The sequence below is a fragment of the Pantoea conspicua genome (assembly GCF_002095315.1).
GTDB lineage: Bacteria > Pseudomonadota > Gammaproteobacteria > Enterobacterales > Enterobacteriaceae > Pantoea > Pantoea conspicua.
In genome coordinates this window covers 1-16,327 of record NZ_MLFN01000028.1, presented here as the reverse complement: position 1 = coordinate 16,327, position 16,327 = coordinate 1, and the positions used below count along the sequence as shown (strand labels likewise).

The following is a 16,327-nucleotide window of genomic DNA, read 5'->3' as shown; positions in this document are numbered from 1 at the left end:
CGCTGGCTCCCTTATTCCGTTCAATCAATCAGGTTCAAACGTTAACCACTGGATGTAGGTATCCGAAATAAACCACTGGCAAGGATAACAGAACTTTGAAGCGCCTTTTACCAAAACTTAAAATTTTCCGCGCACGCTATCCGGAAACGGCCTCAGCCGTGCTGATGCTGTTGAAGGATGAGCGTATCGCCACGCGCCGCCGCTTTACCCGCGCCCTACCCGACACGTCAACGCACGTTATCCGGGGAACGCTGCTGGACCTGCAAAAAACGGGCTGATTACGCGATCCATCGATAACGAATACACCCTGGCGGTATCTGCCGCGTATGCCACCAGCCTGACTCCCCTGAAGATGGGGAAGATTGAAGAATACATTCTGATGCTGCTCGATAAGCGCCGGTTCATCACCGCCAGAAACGTGCGTCAGGAGTTTGACGTTAGCCATTCCCTTTTCCTGCAGTCCGTTAAGAAACTCATTGCACGCGGGCTGGTGGAGTACACAGACGTCCCAATGTATGAGGACTCTGTTCGTAAACGCCGCCACTACACCTTTAAATCACCGGAGTTAAGTCATGCCACAAGTTAATATCAAACGCCTCACACCAGACGCCGAATTGCCGTTCCGTGGTTCGGACGGCGCTGCAGCGTGGGATATCACCGCGCTGGACGTGAAACTCAATGTTGTACAGACGCCAGGCGCGGCTCGCCAGCCGCGTGCATGGTGGATCACAACCGGACTAGCCGTGGAGATCCCGCCAGGCTACTGCATGAAGATTTATCCCCGTTCCGGGCTGGCGACGGATAACTTCCTGCGCCTGGCTAACAATGTGGCCATTATCGACAGTGATTACCGTGGCGAGATCAGACTGCGCATGATTGCTGATGAAGGTGGCCAGTTCATTGAGCCGAAAGCAGGTATGGTCATTGCGCAGGCGATGATTGAGAAATTGGAGGCTGTCACCTGGATAGAAGTCGATACCCTGTCCGAGACCAATCGCGGCGATGGCGGCTTTGGCTCTACCACGCCGGTACAGACCGATCCGGCCCCTACTGAAGACTCAACTGTGACCACCCCGGCAGATTCGCAGGAGCCCGCGCCGGTAGACGACGCTGCACCGGCTGAAGAGCCAGCAGCGTCCAAGACCACCAGCACCGCGACCGTCACCAAAAAGACCACTAGAAAATAAGGCCCGATCATGACCAAGTACATTATCAGCAAAAGCACGACCATTGAGCTGAACGAAAAGAACGAAATTCGTTCGGAAGATATTGATATCGCGCTTCTGGCGTCGCTGGGCTTTGAGCCTGAGAATGTCGAAGGTGTAACGGTATGGGTTAACAAAAATGATCGTTACTGGCTACTCAATGAGCAAAACTTACCGAACGACGACGCAGAGCGCGAAAAAGCCATTGCTGCGATTAATCAGATGGCCAACGCACAGCCTCTGTCACCGGCACTGGATCTTAGCTTCTCCCAGGTACTGATGCGTCAGATACCCATGAACGTTACTGGCGAGGCATTTGTTTCTGGTTCACTGACCGGACAGTGGCGTGCAGAAACCATTACTTTGCACAATCCGTATGATGTAAAAGCACATGGCATTCTTGCAGGTAAGATGCAACCAATGAGCTTTGCGCACCCTTCTTTGTCCGTAGCCGTAGCCATTCTATTTCTTCAGGCATTAGGGGTTGGCCAGCGTGCTTATGTTTACATCCCGGATAGAGCGGATAGTCAGCCGCAGCTGCTCTATGTGACTGCACAAAATGAAAAAGGCCTGAAAGATTTAGTGCCTGAAATCTGTCTTTACCGCATGGAGAATCTGGATAAGTATGCGGTGATCGGTCTGGATCAAGATATGGTGCAGGATGCCTGTGAAAAGGCACAGCTACAGCGCACTATCCTGCTGGCAAAGGCGAAAACCGACGCCCCACAGCCTGAGCCGGAGCTGGTGGCCGCAGCGCCAGCGGCAGAACCGCAGAAAGCGGAGTAAAAGGCGTTAAGACCTGCCGGAATTACCGCGCGCAGGTGTATCAGGCTGGTGGCTAAACAGCTTAATATATTCTAAGGATTTGCTAATTTTTTGATGCATTTCTTAACCTGTGTAGCCATTAGCCTTTGCTCCAAAGCCCCCTAACAGGGGCTTTTTTTATGCCGCCCAATCAGAAGTAAATGGAAGGTCTTTAAACATGTATGAATTTTTCAGTACCTGAAAGAAGATGGAAGGTCTTAGAGTATTGATCGAATTGTTAGTATCTTGCTGATGATGGTATAGGTACTTTGATAGAAGAATTAACAAGTTACTTAGTACTTAAGAAGTACTCTCTTATTGTATTAATAGTATCCTATTGTCTGACGTAGATTCGTGTCGTATAGTAATTAGTACATTCCTACTACATTACTTTTATCGGATACTTATCATGTCTCTTGCAAAAGCCAAACGAGTCATGTCTCCTGCAGAAGCTAAACGAGAACAGCATAAACGCTACAATGCCCAGGCAGTGCAAGTTGCACTCGGTCGCGCTGGATATAAGCCTGCTGTGAGAAGCCGTTTTAGCAAGCCCGCGAGCAAAAAGTTTGCTCAAGATATCTCCTTTGCCTGAGCCCTATCTTTAAGGCAAAATAAACCATCATTCATTGATGGTTTTTTTTATGCCTAATCAAAATGTTATCCCACCTTATGAGCAAATGTATCGGCTAAATCAGCAGCTCATCCTTAACGCAGACCGGCTACAATACGCGGTGGTTACTGTAGGTGGACAAGCCGTACAATACTGGATTTCAGCGTATTACGACTTGTATAACAGCAGCAGATTGCCCGACGATCGTCTTACTACTTCTATCGACTGCGATTACAGCGCCCGAAAAGACGACATAGCAGCAATAGCCGAGACACTTAATGTAAAGTTCTGGTCGAACAAAGGCGGCAACCCTCCGTCCCTTGCTCAGTTCATGCTTATCGATCGGGATACGGATGATATCAAGCAGATTGATGATGGCTTGTTTGCTGTGCCGGATGATCCTGAAGTTGCCAATACGGTAGATATTATTGATAAACCGGGAGGCTTCGAACGAGTAGATTTTCTAGGGACTAAACTTCACATCTTCACCACTCCATTCCTTATAGAATCCACTGGCCCAAATGTTCCGGAGATGCACGAAAAGGTCAGGGTGCTAAATCCTATAGCGTGTGTACGCTCACGTTTTAGTAACCTTATAGATTTGCGTCGTGATCCTGAAGTCGAAAATTCCCGAATCAATGCGCTTAAAATTCCCTGCTTTTACTTCCTCTTAGAAGTCTTTGACAAGCAGCCTTATGATATTGCTCGTGAAATTTACTTAGAGCTCTGGCAGTTGGCGTGTGAGGAAAACTCTCTCCGTCACCAGGCATTCTGGGAATGCTGGCATGGACCGTTACTGGAGGACCAGCAAAGTAACAACATTTCTCTACTGGACGTGCTGGAAAAGGTGCATAAGTATTTATCTGAACATCTCGAAGACTTTGATATACCACCAGCATTTGTTGAAAAAGAGTTGCCGATTAAACTTGCACAGCTTCGTGAAAAATTTAAGCGATACATAGAGCTTAACTACGAACACGCGGCCAGGGGACGTCGTGGGTTTGAACGTAATCGCCGTGACGATTAACTGTCATCGCCAGGCTTAACATAGCTTTATGTCTGATGCAGGCATTACGCCTGCTGCGTCTTATAGTTTTTGTGAAAAGTAAGGGCGTTATTCATTATCTGCGGGTAAAGCCCCGATAAGCTCACTTCCCTGGTGATGAATATTGCCTACTTTTTTACTGACAGGATGCCAGGTAAATGCTTTTTCCGGAACGGCAGCATCATGGGCAATTTCTTCCGCACGCGCTGGGGACGTTTCATTGCTGAGCCACTCACGAACGGCATCAGGCGTAATTACCAGCGGTCGCCTGTCATGTATATCAACCATGCCCTGATTGCTGGCTGATGTGACAATCACGAACCCCTCTTTGCCGTGATCCTGACCGTACGGCTGCCTGCCGATGGCGGCAAAGAAAAGCGGCTCCTTTTTTTTGTGAAAGATGAAGAATGGCTGCTTCTCACCACCTTCTTTCTGCCATTCGAACCAGCCGTCAGCAGGCACGATAGCGCGGCCATGATTCCAGAGAGGCTTAAACATGCGGCCACTCGCTGCCGTCTCACCGCGCGCGTTGATAAGTGGCTGCTTATCCCACCATTCCGGTCCGTAGCCCCAGTAAACCGGATCGAGGCGCAGCGAATCTTCCTGTTCGTTTAGCAGTAGTACTTTAGTGCCTGGTGCTACGTTAAAGCGCCCAAGAGGTTCCGGATCGAATGTGATTTCGTCCGGGGTCAGGCCGAGTGCATCAAAATAATCATCGCGGCTGCTGTACTGCGCAAATCTTCCACACATAGTTACCTCCTGCTGTTGATGTAAGGATAGCGACGTATACTGATATCAGGAGTATTAAATGCGCCTGTGTGACGGACACCTGGTCGTTATCAGGTTCACCTTACAAGGCTGAAAAGCTGTAAAGAATGGAGCGTTTGCATGGCCTTTCAGAGTCCGGCCCAGAACTACACTGAAACGCGCCTGAACTTGGGCGATCTGGTGCACCTCTCCCCGTACTCAACCTACCTTATGCGCAGTGAAAGCGACTGCCCCGACGCGGGAATTGTTAAAGGCTCCGTGCTGGCCATCGACCGTGCGCTTACACCGGCACATGGCCAGCTTATCGTTGCAGAGCTCGACGGCGAGCTGACGCTGAGGCGATTGCTGCTTAATCCGGTACCGGCATTGCAGGCGCTGGACGCGGACGAGACAGTAACGCTGCTCGATGTGAGCCAGGAGCTTCCTGTATGGGGTGTGGTGGCCTATGCCCTGACGGACGTGGCCGGAATGGGTTTTAACGCTATGCCGCAGGATTAAAAAAGCCCGCACGCGGCGGGCTTATTGGCTGGTGGTTAATACAGCTGTGTTATACGGCAGTCGTAGATGCGGGCCAGCTTTTCAAGCGTTGCCTTTTGAGGCTTCGCCCTTTTCTCCATATTTGAAACGCCAGCCTGGGTAATACACAGCGCTTCAGCGACATACTCTTGCGAGTAGCCGCGATATAAGCGCCATGCAGCGTGCAGAGGCACGTTGTTTTCGTGACGAATATCAACCACCGCACCGGGGATTGTTTCGTCGTCATTATCATCAGCTTCATAGGGAACAGGCTCGAAAAACTCAGCCAGTTCGCTTTCTGCCGCCAGTTTATTGAATAACTCAATCGGTATTACGGCGCTGATGCGGTTGCCTTCGGCATCCGTCATAAATTGTATTGCACTCATGCTATGACACTCTCTCTCTCTTTCATTTGAGTTTCAGTGTTCGGGCATAGATGGAGAGGCAGTCAGGCGGGTTTCCCCGCCGTCCTTTTACCGTTTGCTGTATGTCTTACTTGTCCGTCTCAACACTTCCAGTATCTCGATGACTACCGGCTGACCTTTCACAATTTTCCAAAGTACGCGGTAGTTACCTACCACCAGCTTTCGTCTTTGCTCTTTGTCGTCCGTCAGCTTTTCAATAACCAGGTGCTCAACGTCGGGCCAGTTACGCAGTTCCCGGATTCTGTCGCGTATCATGCTGCGATACGGTTCAGGTATCTGGCTCAGCTGCTTATCGGCTTTTCGTTTCCACTCAAGCTCCGGCATTTGCCTCTCCATGTTGTTAAAGAACATATCCCGTTGGGATGAGATGAATATAACTAAATGCGTGTGGCATGTAAAGCTATTTAGTTATTTAGTGATATATTTAGTTTTGGAGGCATAACTAATTGCAGCTCAGGCAGTGATAAAAGCATAACTAAATCACCATGTTGATAATTTTGCAGGCCTCGCCAATACTTCATAGTTAAACAGTAACTTAGGTAGTCCGGTATGTTTGCCCTGGCTGATGCCAACAACTTCTACGCCTCCTGTGAAACCATATTCAGGCCCGATCTGCGGGGTAAGCCGGTTGTCGTTGTTTCGAATAATGACGGCTGTGTGATCGCACGTTCGGCGGAGGCAAAGCGCCTGGGGATCAAGATGGCGGCGCCGCTGTTTCTGAATGAGCGCTTTTTCAGGGAGAACGGCGTGCATGTGTTCAGTTCTAATTACGAGCTGTACGGCGATATGTCGGCCCGCATGATGGCCCTGTTAGGGGAAATGGCGGCAGGACAGGAAGTTTATTCCATTGATGAATCCTTTCTGGACGTCACCGGCATCAACAATGTGATCCCGCTTGAGACGTTCGGACGCCAGATGCGGGAGCGTATCCGAAAGGAAACAGGGCTGATAATCGGCGTGGGGTTTGGCCCATCCAAAACGCTGGCCAAACTGGCTAACCATGCCGCGAAAAAGTGGACGCAGACAAAGGGCGTTGTGGACTTATCCAGTCGGACCCGCCAGCGCAAACTACTGCACCTTACCGATGTTAGCGATATCTGGGGTATCGGCCCGCGCATTACCAAGCGCATGCACCAGCTGGGGATCACCACGGCTCTGCAGCTGGCTGACAGTAATATCAGCATGATCAGGAAGAATTTCGACGTTATCGTTGAGCGCACCACCCGCGAACTCAATGGCGAGTCCTGCATCGCACTGGAAGACGCGCCACCGCCGAAGCAGAACATCCTTAACTCACGCTCATTTGGTGAGAAGATCACGGAGCTGGAGGACATGAAGCAGGCCGTCACACTCTATGCCACCCGAGCCGGAGAAAAGCTGAGAGAGCAGAACTCGCGTTGCCGACATATCAGCGTGTCGATCGCTACCGCCAGACACGCAAACGAGCCTCAGTATTCGAATACCGCCTCATGCGTATGCGACTACCCCACCAGCGACACGCGGGACATTATTGAGTCTGCGCTACGCGGGCTGAGCACTATCTGGCGCGACGGCTATCGGTATGCCAAAGCAGGCGTAATGCTGGGGGATTTTTACCAGTCTGGCGTGGCGCAGTTTGACATGTTTAGTGAGCAGCAGCCGCGTGCAAATGCAGATGCCCTAATGGCGGCGCTGGACGCTATCAATCGCTCTGGAAGGGGGAAGGTCTTCTTCGCGGGACAGGGGGAGCAAGACAGCGCGTGGCAGATGAAGCGAGAAATGCTGTCGCCGCGGTACACCACGCGTTTAAAAGACATCCCCACTATAAAATAATGATCCTCCCGGACTCCTTACTGTTGCACACTCATTTGCTATGCAATGAGCCTTAACAGCCGAAAGCAAGGCTGTAATCGCGCGCTTGTGATACAAGCCAAACCCCCCATTGATTTCAAGTGCATGTTTTTTAATGATTTAATTTTAATGAAAATAGTCGTCAGCAGTACGAAATATGTACTAACATAAAATTACATTACTAACCGTGAGTAACTACTTATGGACCTTTCAGCCAGACCCGAACAGTTGAAGATTTCCGACTTTGCAGATATTACGATTGAAAAAACTCAAAAGCAGTCCATCACTCCTCAAATAGTTGAGACTATGAGTACATTTCCCGTTTGGAACCCTGGCAATAATAATAATATTTTCATATTCAGCGTTTCGTGTGGCGATTCTATCCATAGATACGTAACCGATATTTTACCTAGATTAAAAAAGAAAGAGCCATTCCTTATGGCAAATATGCTGCGGCATGATGACGACTTAAACGTATGGACGCGCATTTTCAAACTTAACTTTTATTACAGAATGGTGCTAGTCGATAAAATATTCATGGACTCTCATAGGAGAGGTGAAAGTTTCAGCATGCGAAGCATTCATAAAGTTATCGACGAATATCTTTCCTCTGTACCTTTAAGCCAGGCGTACTCTGGATACAATATAAAGACAGCTGCCTTATCAGGAATATTGACCAGTGTTGCTTTAAAACAGACTTATAACGTGACACAAACCCCTGTTGTTACAATGCTTAAGTGAGGTAATTATCATGGAATACTCACGTAGAAGTTTTGTTCTGTCAGCATTTACTCTTGCATTTATATCCGCTTACCCTAGGATTTCATATGCTTGCGGTGTTTCGGATGTTTTAGACAAGATGAGTCCGGCAGTTAAAAAGACACTCGTTCTTGGAGCTATAGCTCTTGTGATAGTTGAACCTGTCGCGTTTCCTGTGCTTATCGCCGTTGGCGCTGGCGTATGGACCATTGCTAAAGTGGTTGATTCTGAGAAAGTGGGTAGCATTCTTTGTAATCAGTAACTATTAGATTATTGAGTAAGTCTGCTAACTATAGTGAACGTTCAGCCGCGTCCACACGTCGGTTAACTTATGTCCGGCGCTGGTTAATTTCCTTACGGAGCACGTCGAGTTCCTTCTCTGCGTCCACCAGCCGCTGTGAGAGCTTCATCAGGCCATTATGGTGTGAGTATGCCGCCAGCTGTGCTTCTGCTAACTCCAGCCGCTCCTGCTGCGCCCCCCACTGCTCTGCGTGGCATCGTGTTACCGCCTCGATAAACATTTCTGCTGCAGCGTCGGGATCGCCCTCAAACGTCACCCTGCCCTTATTCACTGTAAGCTGCGCCCGCGTGCCGTCTGCGCCGCAAAACGACACCACCAGCGGCGACGGGATAATCGGCAGAGAAAATACTGCGCCGGCGTTCAGGGTTAATTCGCCGGCGATTGCTGTTTTTGACGATGCGGCCGCCTTTGCGGCAAGGGGTTTTAAGTCGGTTGGAATGGTCATGCTGGTGGCCTCGGAGTCAGTGTGAGGGCCAGGATAAGCGGTTTGTGATTTAGAACGAGAGCGCATTACTCAGACGTAAACTCGACCGTTAATGTTCCACAATCCAGCATGCCAAACTGCTTCTTATCAGGGAATTTTTCGTCATAAAACGGGATCAGCCAGATTTTGTCCGGGCCTTTGATTTCGTTATCAATGAACCTTATGCCATTTTGATTGGCGACCTTAGAAGCATCCCCCCAGCTTTTCCAGCCATTAGGCTGTTTGAGACGTGCGCTTAGTACTGCTTCCTTTGCCTGGTCATTAGTGTAGTTTTTACATTCTTCCAGATTGGAAACGCTGTAGTACTGATCGCCAGTTTTGAGGTAAATCAGCGTCCCAACGCCACCAAGCGCTAATAAAACGCCACCGGCTAATACCAAAGCGATTCCTTTAACTACCCTTCCTGCCATAACGCCCCCGCTTACAGATATTCATTAGCCTACATTATATACAAATAGCAATCATTATCAATTGCAGTCAATAACACTAGTATAACTACATGTATTTATTCAATATTTAATTTTTAGATTATTCAAACCCTACCGCTTCGTTTTCAAAGCAGTTAGATATACTAAATTATACTGTATAAATACCCACATGTTTCTGGCTGGTGCTGAGTAGTAATTGTTATCCTCTTTATCGCGTTAACATAATGTTAAATATAAGGAGATACATATGAGCGAAGGTTCTATGGTTGTAACTGCACCGGCAGTAAGTGCTGGTGGTCCGCCTGCCGGATTTGGTAGCTATAACCCAGGCGGCGCTACCTCTGTTCCGCCAGGTCAGGCACAAGCGATAATGTATCAACAGGTTCTTAATGGCAGCTACTTCAACAGCCAGACCGGCATAGATCAGGTTAATAAGAATGATCTTACGTCCCTGCTGCAGTGGGTTAAAAATAATTGTTATCTGAATGATTGCATTGTTGGACCGGCAATGGGTACTACTGGCATTTCTGCAATGGCAGGTAATGGTACTCAGTGGCGTGACTGGCAATTAGGCAATATGAGCGACCAGTTAAGTGGTGGTCCTTATAGCGTGGTTTCAGCATTGGCTAATTTCTTTTGGGGTAATGGCCGACCGATGAATGTTGATATCAACAATATTGGCTTACAGCTCGCACCGCAAAAGATTGCTGGCTTTAATGATCAGTTAATGGCTATGAGCGCACCAGGCAGCTACAACTTCAGTCTTAAGTTCGCTTATGACACAGGTATCGACAGCCTAGTTTCTAACTACTACCTCGGCAATATCACGCTTCAGATGGAAGGTACTCTAAATCGTGATGCGTCTGGTCAGTGGACATTCAACGGTGTTGTTCGTGGTTACCAGGATAACTATGACTTCAATGCATCTACTCACCGCACTAAGACTAATGAAGACATGACGACGATCGGTAACTTCCTTGGTCAACACTTCCAGGGTGTTAATTACCCAATCAATATCAATGGCGACTTAAATGGGGGCCGCTTGGAAAACGGAAAATATCCTACGTTAAGCCTGTTTTTTGAGCTGGCATGACGGGCAGCTATGAGCGAAGTATAGTCATTCGCCCTATCTCTTTTGTCGCACTTTCAACAAGGGGGTCGCTTGGAAAGCGGAACGAGGTCAGTCTCCGCCCGGACTGCTCAGCTCTTTAAACAGCAAAAGAGAGGCATCTTATGAGAAGGGATTGTTCAGTATGTCAGGGCAGACTGCTTTTTCATCCGCAGGTACTGAGGGTAAATGCTCAATTCCGGTACGATTCTTACTCTATAGCCAGACAGAATTCAGCATTGTGCTGAACCCGAATCTTTTTTTACTCTGACAGGCCTGTTCATCAGAACCCTGAAAAAACAATTTTCCCGTTCACATTTTTATTTTCCATGTCCTCATGAGCCCGGCGAAGTGCTTTAGCATTCAGCCTGCCATACTCTGCCAGCAACGGAGGTTTGAGCTTACCGGAATCCAGCATGCATGAGAGTTTGTTAAGAATATCATGCTGTTTAGACATGTCCGCAGTAGCATGCATGGGGCGGGTAAACATTGCCTCCCAGTGAACAGAAACGCTCTTAAATTTGATCAAACGCAGATCCAGTGGTTCAGGGTCGTCGATGAGTCCGATACGGCCTTGTGGGGCAATAATTTCGGCCATATTTTCCCAGGCAGATGGCGTGGTGTACGTTGAGAAAATCCGGGTAATGGGAGGGAGTCCAGCAAGGCTGGCAACCTGTGGCGCAAGCGCACATGAATGATCCAGGACATAATGCGCACCAAACCCGCGAACCGCTCTGACACTCTCCTGCCGGGAGGCAGTCCCGATGATGTTCACCCGACTCAGAGTGCGGGCAAGCTGTATAGCCATACAAGGGACTCCGCCCGCACCGCCAAGCATCAACAGGGTCTGATCAGCATCTCCGTTCACTGACAACTGCAGACGATCAAATAACATTTCCCAGGCTGTCAGACCGGTCAGAGGAACCGACGCTGCAGCTTCAAAACTTAGTGCTGCCGGCTTTATCCCCGTAATGCGTTCGTCAACCAGCTGAAACTCTGCGTTGGCTCCCTGGCGATCGAGCACACCGGCATAGAAAACGTGGTCACCTGGCCTGAACAGCGTCACATCTGGTCCGGTTGCTTCAACAACACCGGAAGCGTCGTATCCCATAACTACCGGATTGCCTGCAGAGGGACTGATGTTTCGCCGGCTTTTCAGGTCCCGTGGGTTAACCGCGACCGCCCTGACTCTGATCAAAAGATCACGCCCCTTGGGCATGGATGGGTGGGGAAGCGACAAATCTTCAATAACGGATGTACTTTCCCCGGGTTGCCAGAAACCAACGGCTTTCATTCTGTCTCCTTAAAAAGGTCAGTCACCAGATAAATAAATGTAAAAGTGTGCGGAACGCGATACCCGCCAGTGCCCCCGGCAGTGCAAATCGAAAAATACGCGGAAAGCGGGCGCTGGGTAATGCTGTCAACCTGTTGATGACTATTTTAATCTGTAGTCATTCAATCCTTGTAACATCAGGATGATCCTGGTGTCAGTGAAAATACGAAATCAACACGTTGGTATCATTACCCACCTGTGAACTGACGTCGGCATTTTGAATCTCACTTCGGCGTGCCCCCTCCGAATGGCGCAAAACATTTCGTGGTATGGCATGATAGCACCCGAAGAGAGTCAATTCAGGGTGGTAAATGTGAAACCAGTAACGCTATACGATGTCGCAGAGTATGCCGGTGTCTCTTATCAGACCGTTTCCCGCGTGGTGAACCAGGCCAGCCACGTCTCTGCGAAAACGCGGGAAAAGGTGGAAGCGGCGATGGCGCAGCTGAACTACATTCCCAACCGCGTGGCACAACAACTGGCGGGCAAACAGTCGTTGCTGATTGGCGTTGCTACCTCCAGTCTGGCCCTGCACGCGCCGTCGCAAATTGTCGCGGCGATTAAATCTCGCGCCGATCAACTGGGTGCCAGCGTGGTGGTGTCGATGGTAGAACGAAGCAGCGTCGAAGCCTGTAAAGCGGCGGTACATAACCTTCTCGCGCAACGCGTCAGTGGTCTGATCATTAACTATCCGCTGGATGACGAGGATGCCATTGCTGTGGAAGCTGCCTGCGCTAATGTTCCGGCCCTATTTCTTGATGTCTCTGACCAGACTCCCATCAACAGTATTATTTTTTCCCATGAAGACGGTACGCGACTGGGCGTGGAGCATCTGATCGCATTGGGTCACCAGCAAATCGCGTTGTTAGCCGGTCCATTAAGTTCTGTCTCGGCGCGTCTGCGTCTGGCGGACTGGCATAAATATCTCACACGCAATCAAATTCATCCGATAGCGGAACGGGAAGGCGACTGGAGTGCCATGTCCGGTTTTCAACAAACTATGCAAATGCTGAATGAGGGCATCGTTCCCACTGCGATGCTGGTTGCCAACGATCAGATGGCGCTGGGCGCAATGCGCGCTATTACCGAGTCCGGGCTGCGCGTTGGTGCGGATATCTCGGTAGTGGGATACGACGATACCGAAGACAGCTCGTGTTATATCCCGCCGTTAACCACCATCAAACAGGATTTTCGCCTGCTGGGGAAAACTAGCGTGGACCGCTTGCTGAAACTCTCTCAGGGCCAGGCGGTGAAGAGCAATCAGCTGTTGCCCGTCTCACTGGTGAAAAGAAAAACCACCCTACCGCCCAATACGCAAACCACCTCTCCCCGCACGTTGGCAGATTCCTTAATGCAGCTGGCACGACAAGTTTCCCGACTTGAAAGCGGGCAGTGAGCGCAACGCAATTAATGTGAGTCAGCTCAATCATTAGGCACCCCAGGCTTTACACTCTATGTGTCCGGCTCGTATGTTACGCGAAAATATGAGCGGATAACAATTCACACAGGATACAACTATGACAATGATTACGGATTCACTGGCCGTCGTATTACAACGTCGTGACTGGGAAAACCCTGGCGTTACCCAACTTAATCGCCTTGCGGCACATCCCCCTTTCGCCAGCTGGCGTAATAGCGAAGAGGCTCGCACCGATCGCCCTTCCCAAGAGTCGCGCAGCCTGAATGGTGAATGGCGCTTTGCCTGGTTTCCGGCACCAGAAGCGGTACCAGAAAGCTGGCTGGAGCGCGATCTTCCTGACGCCGATACTGTCATCGTCCCCTCAAACTGGCAGATGCACGGTTACGATGCGCCTATCTACACCAACGTGACCTATCCCATTGCGGTCAATCCGCCGTATGTTCCCACGGAGAATCCGACGGGTTGTTACTCGCTCACATTTAATATTGATGAAAGCTGGCTACAGGAAGGCCAGACGCGAATTATTTTTGATGGTGTTAACTCGGCGTTTCATCTGTGGTGCAACGGGCGCTGGGTCGGTTACGGCCAGGACAGCCGTTTGCCGTCTGAATTTGACCTGAGCACATTTTTACGCGCCGGAGAAAACCGCCTCGCGGTGATGGTGCTGCGCTGGAGTGACGGCAGTTATCTGGAAGATCAGGATATGTGGCGGATGAGCGGCATTTTCCGTGACGTCTCGTTGCTGCATAAACCGAGCACGCAAATCAGCGATTTCCATGTAGCCACTCACTTTAATGATGATTTCAGCCGCGCTGTACTGGAGGCAGACGTTCAGATGTACGGCGAGCTGCGCGATGAGCTGCGGGTGACGGTTTCTTTGTGGCAGGGTGAAACGCAGGTCGCCAGCGGCACCGCGCCTTTCGGCGGTGAAATTATCGATGAGCGTGGTGGTTATGCCGATCACGTCACCCTACGTCTGAACGTCGAAAACCCGAAACTGTGGAGCGCCGAAATCCCGAATCTCTATCGTGCGGTGGTTGAACTGCACACCGCCGACGGCACGCTGATTGAAGCAGAAGCCTGCGATGTCGGTTTCCGCGAGGTGCGGATTGAAAATGGTCTGCTGCTGCTGAACGGCAAGCCGTTGCTGATTCGCGGCGTTAACCGTCACGAGCATCATCCTCTGCATGGTCAGGTCATGGATGAGCAGACGATGGTGCAGGATATCCTGCTGATGAAGCAGAACAACTTTAACGCCGTGCGCTGTTCGCATTATCCGAACCATCCGCTGTGGTACACGCTGTGCGACCACTACGGCCTGTATGTGGTGGATGAAGCCAACATTGAAACCCACGGCATGGTGCCAATGAATCGTCTGACCGATGATCCGCGCTGGCTACCCGCGATGAGCGAACGCGTAACGCGAATGGTGCAGCGCGATCGTAATCACCCGAGTGTGATCATCTGGTCGCTGGGGAATGAATCAGGCCACGGCGCTAATCACGACGCACTCTATCGCTGGATCAAATCTGTCGATCCTTCCCGCCCGGTACAGTATGAAGGCGGCGGAGCCGACACCTTCGCAACCGATATTATTTGCCCGATGTACGCGCGCGTGGATGAAGACCAGCCCTTCCCGGCTGTGCCGAAATGGTCCATCAAAAAATGGCTTTCGTTGCCTGGAGAGACGCGCCCGCTGATCCTTTGCGAATACGCCCACGCGATGGGTAACAGTCTTGGCGGCTTCGCTAAATACTGGCAGGCGTTTCGTCAGTACCCCCGTTTACAGGGCGGCTTCGTCTGGGACTGGGTGGATCAGTCGCTGATTAAATATGATGAAAATGGCAATCCGTGGTCGGCTTACGGCGGTGATTTTGGCGATACGCCGAATGATCGCCAGTTCTGCATGAACGGTCTGGTCTTTGCCGACCGCACGCCGCATCCGGCGCTGACGGAAGCAAAACACCAGCAGCAGTTTTTCCAGTTCAGTTTATCCGGGCGAACCATCGAAGTGACCAGCGAATACCTGTTCCGTCATAGCGATAACGAGCTCCTGCACTGGATGGTGGCGCTGGATGGCAAGCCGCTGGCAAGCGGTGAAGTGCCTCTGGATGTCGCTCCACAAGGTAAACAGTTGATTGAACTGCCTGGACTACCGCAGCCGGAGAGCGCCGGACAACTCTGGCTAACGGTTCACGTAGTGCAACCGAACGCGACCACATGGTCAGCAGCCGGACACATCAGCGCCTGGCAGCAGTGGCGTCTGGCGGAAAACCTCAGCGTGACACTCCCCTCCGCGCCCCACGCCATCCCGCAACTGACCACCAGCGAAACGGATTTTTGCATCGAGCTGGATAATAAGCGTTGGCAATTTAACCGCCAGTCAGGCTTTCTTTCACAGATGTGGATTGGCGATAAAAAACAACTGCTGACGCCGCTGCGCGATCAGTTCACCCGCGCACCGCTGGATAACGACGGCGTAAGTGAAGCGACCCGCATTGACCCTAACGCCTGGGTCGAACGCTGGAAGGCGGCGGGCCATTACCAGGCCGAAGCAGCGTTGTTGCAGTGCACGGCAGATACGCTTGCCGACGCGGTGCTGATTACCACGGTCCACGCGTGGCAGCATCAGGGGAAAACCTTATTTATCAGCCGGAAAACCTACCGGATTGATGGAAGTGGTCAAATGGCGATTACCGTTGATGCTGAAGTGGCGAGCAATACGCCACATCCGGCGCGGATTGGCCTGACCTGCCAGCTGGCGCAGGTAGCAGAGCGGGTAAACTGGCTCGGATTAGGGCCGCAAGAAAACTATCCCGACCGCCTTACTGCGGCCTGTTTTGACCGCTGGGATCTGCCATTGTCAGACATGTATACCCCGTACGTCTTCCCGAGCGAAAACGGTCTGCGCTGCGGGACGCGCGAATTGAATTATGGCCCACACCAGTGGCGCGGCGACTTCCAGTTCAACATCAGCCGCTACAGCCAACAACAACTGATGGAAACCAGCCATCGCCATCTGCTGCACGCGGAAGAAGGCACATGGCTGAATATCGACGGTTTCCATATGGGGATTGGTGGCGACGACTCCTGGAGCCCGTCAGTGTCGGCGGAATTCCAGCTGAGCGCCGGTAGCTACCATTACCAGTTGCTCTGGTGTCAAAAATAATAATAACCGGGCAGGCCATGTCTGCCCGTATTTCGCGTAAGGAAATCCATTATGTACTATTTAAAAAACACAAACTTTTGGATGTTCGGTTTATTCTTTTTCTTGGCTTTGTTGAATAAATC

18 protein-coding genes are annotated in these 16,327 nt (G+C 50.7%); 12 read left to right on the top strand and 6 right to left on the bottom strand.

All coding sequences use genetic code 11. From position 1 onward, the window contains the following. Positions 1-95: 95 nt before the first annotated feature. The 5 genes from HA41_RS11305 to HA41_RS11285 all read left to right on the top strand — a co-directional run bounded on the left by HA41_RS11305 (position 96) and on the right by HA41_RS11285 (position 3,646). Entirely contained in the window at positions 96-278 is a 183-nt protein-coding gene (locus tag HA41_RS11305) for a hypothetical protein (protein ID WP_094120881.1), read from the top strand. A 74-nt stretch (positions 279-352) separates the two neighbouring features. Then, entirely contained in the window at positions 353-586 is a 234-nt protein-coding gene (locus tag HA41_RS20995; RefSeq protein WP_094120880.1) for a MarR family transcriptional regulator, read from the top strand. Beyond that, positions 573-1,187: a dUTP diphosphatase gene (gene dut, locus HA41_RS11295; RefSeq protein WP_094120879.1), complete on the top strand. Its 615-nt coding sequence runs from the start codon at positions 573-575 to the stop codon at positions 1,185-1,187. Before HA41_RS20995 ends, dut begins: the two co-directional genes overlap by 14 nt. A 9-nt stretch (positions 1,188-1,196) precedes the next feature. Then, positions 1,197-1,991 (top strand): hypothetical protein, encoded by a 795-nt coding sequence (locus HA41_RS11290; RefSeq protein WP_094120878.1) that lies wholly within the window; start codon positions 1,197-1,199, stop codon positions 1,989-1,991. A 659-nt stretch (positions 1,992-2,650) separates the two neighbouring features. After that, positions 2,651-3,646 carry a hypothetical protein gene (locus HA41_RS11285; protein ID WP_094120909.1) on the top strand — a complete coding sequence of 332 codons (996 nt, stop codon included), beginning with the start codon at positions 2,651-2,653 and terminating at the stop codon, positions 3,644-3,646. A gap of 87 nt (positions 3,647-3,733) precedes the next feature. Here the strand turns inward: HA41_RS11285 and HA41_RS11280 are convergent, their stop codons facing one another. After that, complete coding sequence (locus tag HA41_RS11280) at positions 3,734-4,414, bottom strand: SOS response-associated peptidase family protein (RefSeq protein ID WP_094120877.1); 681 nt, start codon at positions 4,412-4,414, stop codon at positions 3,734-3,736. Positions 4,415-4,552: 138 nt separating this feature from the next. Between HA41_RS11280 and HA41_RS11275 the strand changes: the two genes are divergently transcribed. Then, positions 4,553-4,930 (top strand): S24 family peptidase, encoded by a 378-nt coding sequence (locus tag HA41_RS11275; RefSeq protein ID WP_094120876.1) that lies wholly within the window; start codon positions 4,553-4,555, stop codon positions 4,928-4,930. 35 nt (positions 4,931-4,965) lie between these two features. Here the strand turns inward: HA41_RS11275 and HA41_RS11270 are convergent, their stop codons facing one another. Together HA41_RS11270 and HA41_RS11265 are read right to left on the bottom strand one after the other, a co-directional pair. After that, positions 4,966-5,334, bottom strand: a complete 369-nt coding sequence (locus HA41_RS11270) for a helix-turn-helix domain-containing protein (protein ID WP_094120875.1) — start codon at positions 5,332-5,334, stop codon at positions 4,966-4,968. Positions 5,335-5,421: 87 nt separating this feature from the next. Further along, positions 5,422-5,697 carry a type II toxin-antitoxin system RelE family toxin gene (locus tag HA41_RS11265; RefSeq protein WP_039661212.1) on the bottom strand — a complete coding sequence of 92 codons (276 nt, stop codon included), beginning with the start codon at positions 5,695-5,697 and terminating at the stop codon, positions 5,422-5,424. Between the two features lie 225 nt (positions 5,698-5,922). Between HA41_RS11265 and umuC the strand changes: the two genes are divergently transcribed. From umuC to HA41_RS20725, 3 genes are all read left to right on the top strand, one after another. Beyond that, the gene (gene umuC / locus HA41_RS11260) at positions 5,923-7,185 is read left to right on the top strand and encodes a translesion error-prone DNA polymerase V subunit UmuC (protein ID WP_094120874.1); all 1,263 of its coding nucleotides are present in this window, start codon (positions 5,923-5,925) and stop codon (positions 7,183-7,185) included. 219 nt (positions 7,186-7,404) lie between these two features. Beyond that, on the top strand, positions 7,405-7,944 hold the full coding sequence (locus HA41_RS11255; RefSeq protein WP_094120873.1) for a hypothetical protein: 540 nt from the start codon (positions 7,405-7,407) through the stop codon (positions 7,942-7,944). A 10-nt stretch (positions 7,945-7,954) separates the two neighbouring features. After that, the gene (locus HA41_RS20725; RefSeq protein WP_143807319.1) at positions 7,955-8,224 is read left to right on the top strand and encodes a hypothetical protein; all 270 of its coding nucleotides are present in this window, start codon (positions 7,955-7,957) and stop codon (positions 8,222-8,224) included. 67 nt (positions 8,225-8,291) lie between these two features. Here the strand turns inward: HA41_RS20725 and HA41_RS11250 are convergent, their stop codons facing one another. Next, positions 8,292-8,708 carry a hypothetical protein gene (locus tag HA41_RS11250; RefSeq protein ID WP_094120872.1) on the bottom strand — a complete coding sequence of 139 codons (417 nt, stop codon included), beginning with the start codon at positions 8,706-8,708 and terminating at the stop codon, positions 8,292-8,294. A gap of 65 nt (positions 8,709-8,773) precedes the next feature. Beyond that, entirely contained in the window at positions 8,774-9,157 is a 384-nt protein-coding gene (locus tag HA41_RS11245; RefSeq protein ID WP_143807318.1) for a hypothetical protein, read from the bottom strand. A gap of 265 nt (positions 9,158-9,422) precedes the next feature. Between HA41_RS11245 and HA41_RS11240 the strand changes: the two genes are divergently transcribed. Continuing rightward, positions 9,423-10,268 (top strand): lipid II-degrading bacteriocin, encoded by an 846-nt coding sequence (locus HA41_RS11240; RefSeq protein WP_094120870.1) that lies wholly within the window; start codon positions 9,423-9,425, stop codon positions 10,266-10,268. A gap of 298 nt (positions 10,269-10,566) precedes the next feature. On the opposite strand, the gene HA41_RS11235 is transcribed toward HA41_RS11240, so the two are convergent. Beyond that, complete coding sequence (locus HA41_RS11235; RefSeq protein ID WP_004152284.1) at positions 10,567-11,577, bottom strand: zinc-binding alcohol dehydrogenase family protein; 1,011 nt, start codon at positions 11,575-11,577, stop codon at positions 10,567-10,569. Between the two features lie 352 nt (positions 11,578-11,929). Here HA41_RS11235 and lacI point away from each other — a divergent pair, with 352 nt between their 5' ends. Further along, positions 11,930-13,012 carry a DNA-binding transcriptional repressor LacI gene (lacI, locus tag HA41_RS11230; RefSeq protein WP_004152286.1) on the top strand — a complete coding sequence of 361 codons (1,083 nt, stop codon included), beginning with the start codon at positions 11,930-11,932 and terminating at the stop codon, positions 13,010-13,012. Positions 13,013-13,133: 121 nt separating this feature from the next. Beyond that, positions 13,134-16,205: a beta-galactosidase gene (gene lacZ / locus HA41_RS11225; protein WP_094120869.1), complete on the top strand. Its 3,072-nt coding sequence runs from the start codon at positions 13,134-13,136 to the stop codon at positions 16,203-16,205. The last annotated feature ends 122 nt before the right edge of the window (positions 16,206-16,327 follow it).

Excerpts from the sequence above, each read along its gene's own strand:
- HA41_RS20995 (WP_094120880.1), top strand. The coding sequence starts at position 353 with ATGGGGAAGATTGAAGAATACATTCTGATGCTGCTCGATAAGCGCCGG.
- dut (WP_094120879.1), top strand. The coding sequence starts at position 573 with ATGCCACAAGTTAATATCAAACGCCTCACACCAGACGCCGAATTGCCG.
- HA41_RS11290 (WP_094120878.1), top strand. The coding sequence starts at position 1,197 with ATGACCAAGTACATTATCAGCAAAAGCACGACCATTGAGCTGAACGAA.
- HA41_RS11285 (WP_094120909.1), top strand. The coding sequence starts at position 2,651 with ATGCCTAATCAAAATGTTATCCCACCTTATGAGCAAATGTATCGGCTA.
- HA41_RS11280 (WP_094120877.1), bottom strand. The coding sequence starts at position 4,414 with ATGTGTGGAAGATTTGCGCAGTACAGCAGCCGCGATGATTATTTTGAT.
- HA41_RS11275 (WP_094120876.1), top strand. The coding sequence starts at position 4,553 with ATGGCCTTTCAGAGTCCGGCCCAGAACTACACTGAAACGCGCCTGAAC.
- HA41_RS11270 (WP_094120875.1), bottom strand. The coding sequence starts at position 5,334 with ATGAGTGCAATACAATTTATGACGGATGCCGAAGGCAACCGCATCAGC.
- HA41_RS11265 (WP_039661212.1), bottom strand. The coding sequence starts at position 5,697 with ATGCCGGAGCTTGAGTGGAAACGAAAAGCCGATAAGCAGCTGAGCCAG.
- umuC (WP_094120874.1), top strand. The coding sequence starts at position 5,923 with ATGTTTGCCCTGGCTGATGCCAACAACTTCTACGCCTCCTGTGAAACC.
- HA41_RS11255 (WP_094120873.1), top strand. The coding sequence starts at position 7,405 with ATGGACCTTTCAGCCAGACCCGAACAGTTGAAGATTTCCGACTTTGCA.
- HA41_RS20725 (WP_143807319.1), top strand. The coding sequence starts at position 7,955 with ATGGAATACTCACGTAGAAGTTTTGTTCTGTCAGCATTTACTCTTGCA.
- HA41_RS11250 (WP_094120872.1), bottom strand. The coding sequence starts at position 8,708 with ATGACCATTCCAACCGACTTAAAACCCCTTGCCGCAAAGGCGGCCGCA.
- HA41_RS11245 (WP_143807318.1), bottom strand. The coding sequence starts at position 9,157 with ATGGCAGGAAGGGTAGTTAAAGGAATCGCTTTGGTATTAGCCGGTGGC.
- HA41_RS11240 (WP_094120870.1), top strand. The coding sequence starts at position 9,423 with ATGAGCGAAGGTTCTATGGTTGTAACTGCACCGGCAGTAAGTGCTGGT.
- HA41_RS11235 (WP_004152284.1), bottom strand. The coding sequence starts at position 11,577 with ATGAAAGCCGTTGGTTTCTGGCAACCCGGGGAAAGTACATCCGTTATT.
- lacZ (WP_094120869.1), top strand. The coding sequence starts at position 13,134 with ATGACAATGATTACGGATTCACTGGCCGTCGTATTACAACGTCGTGAC.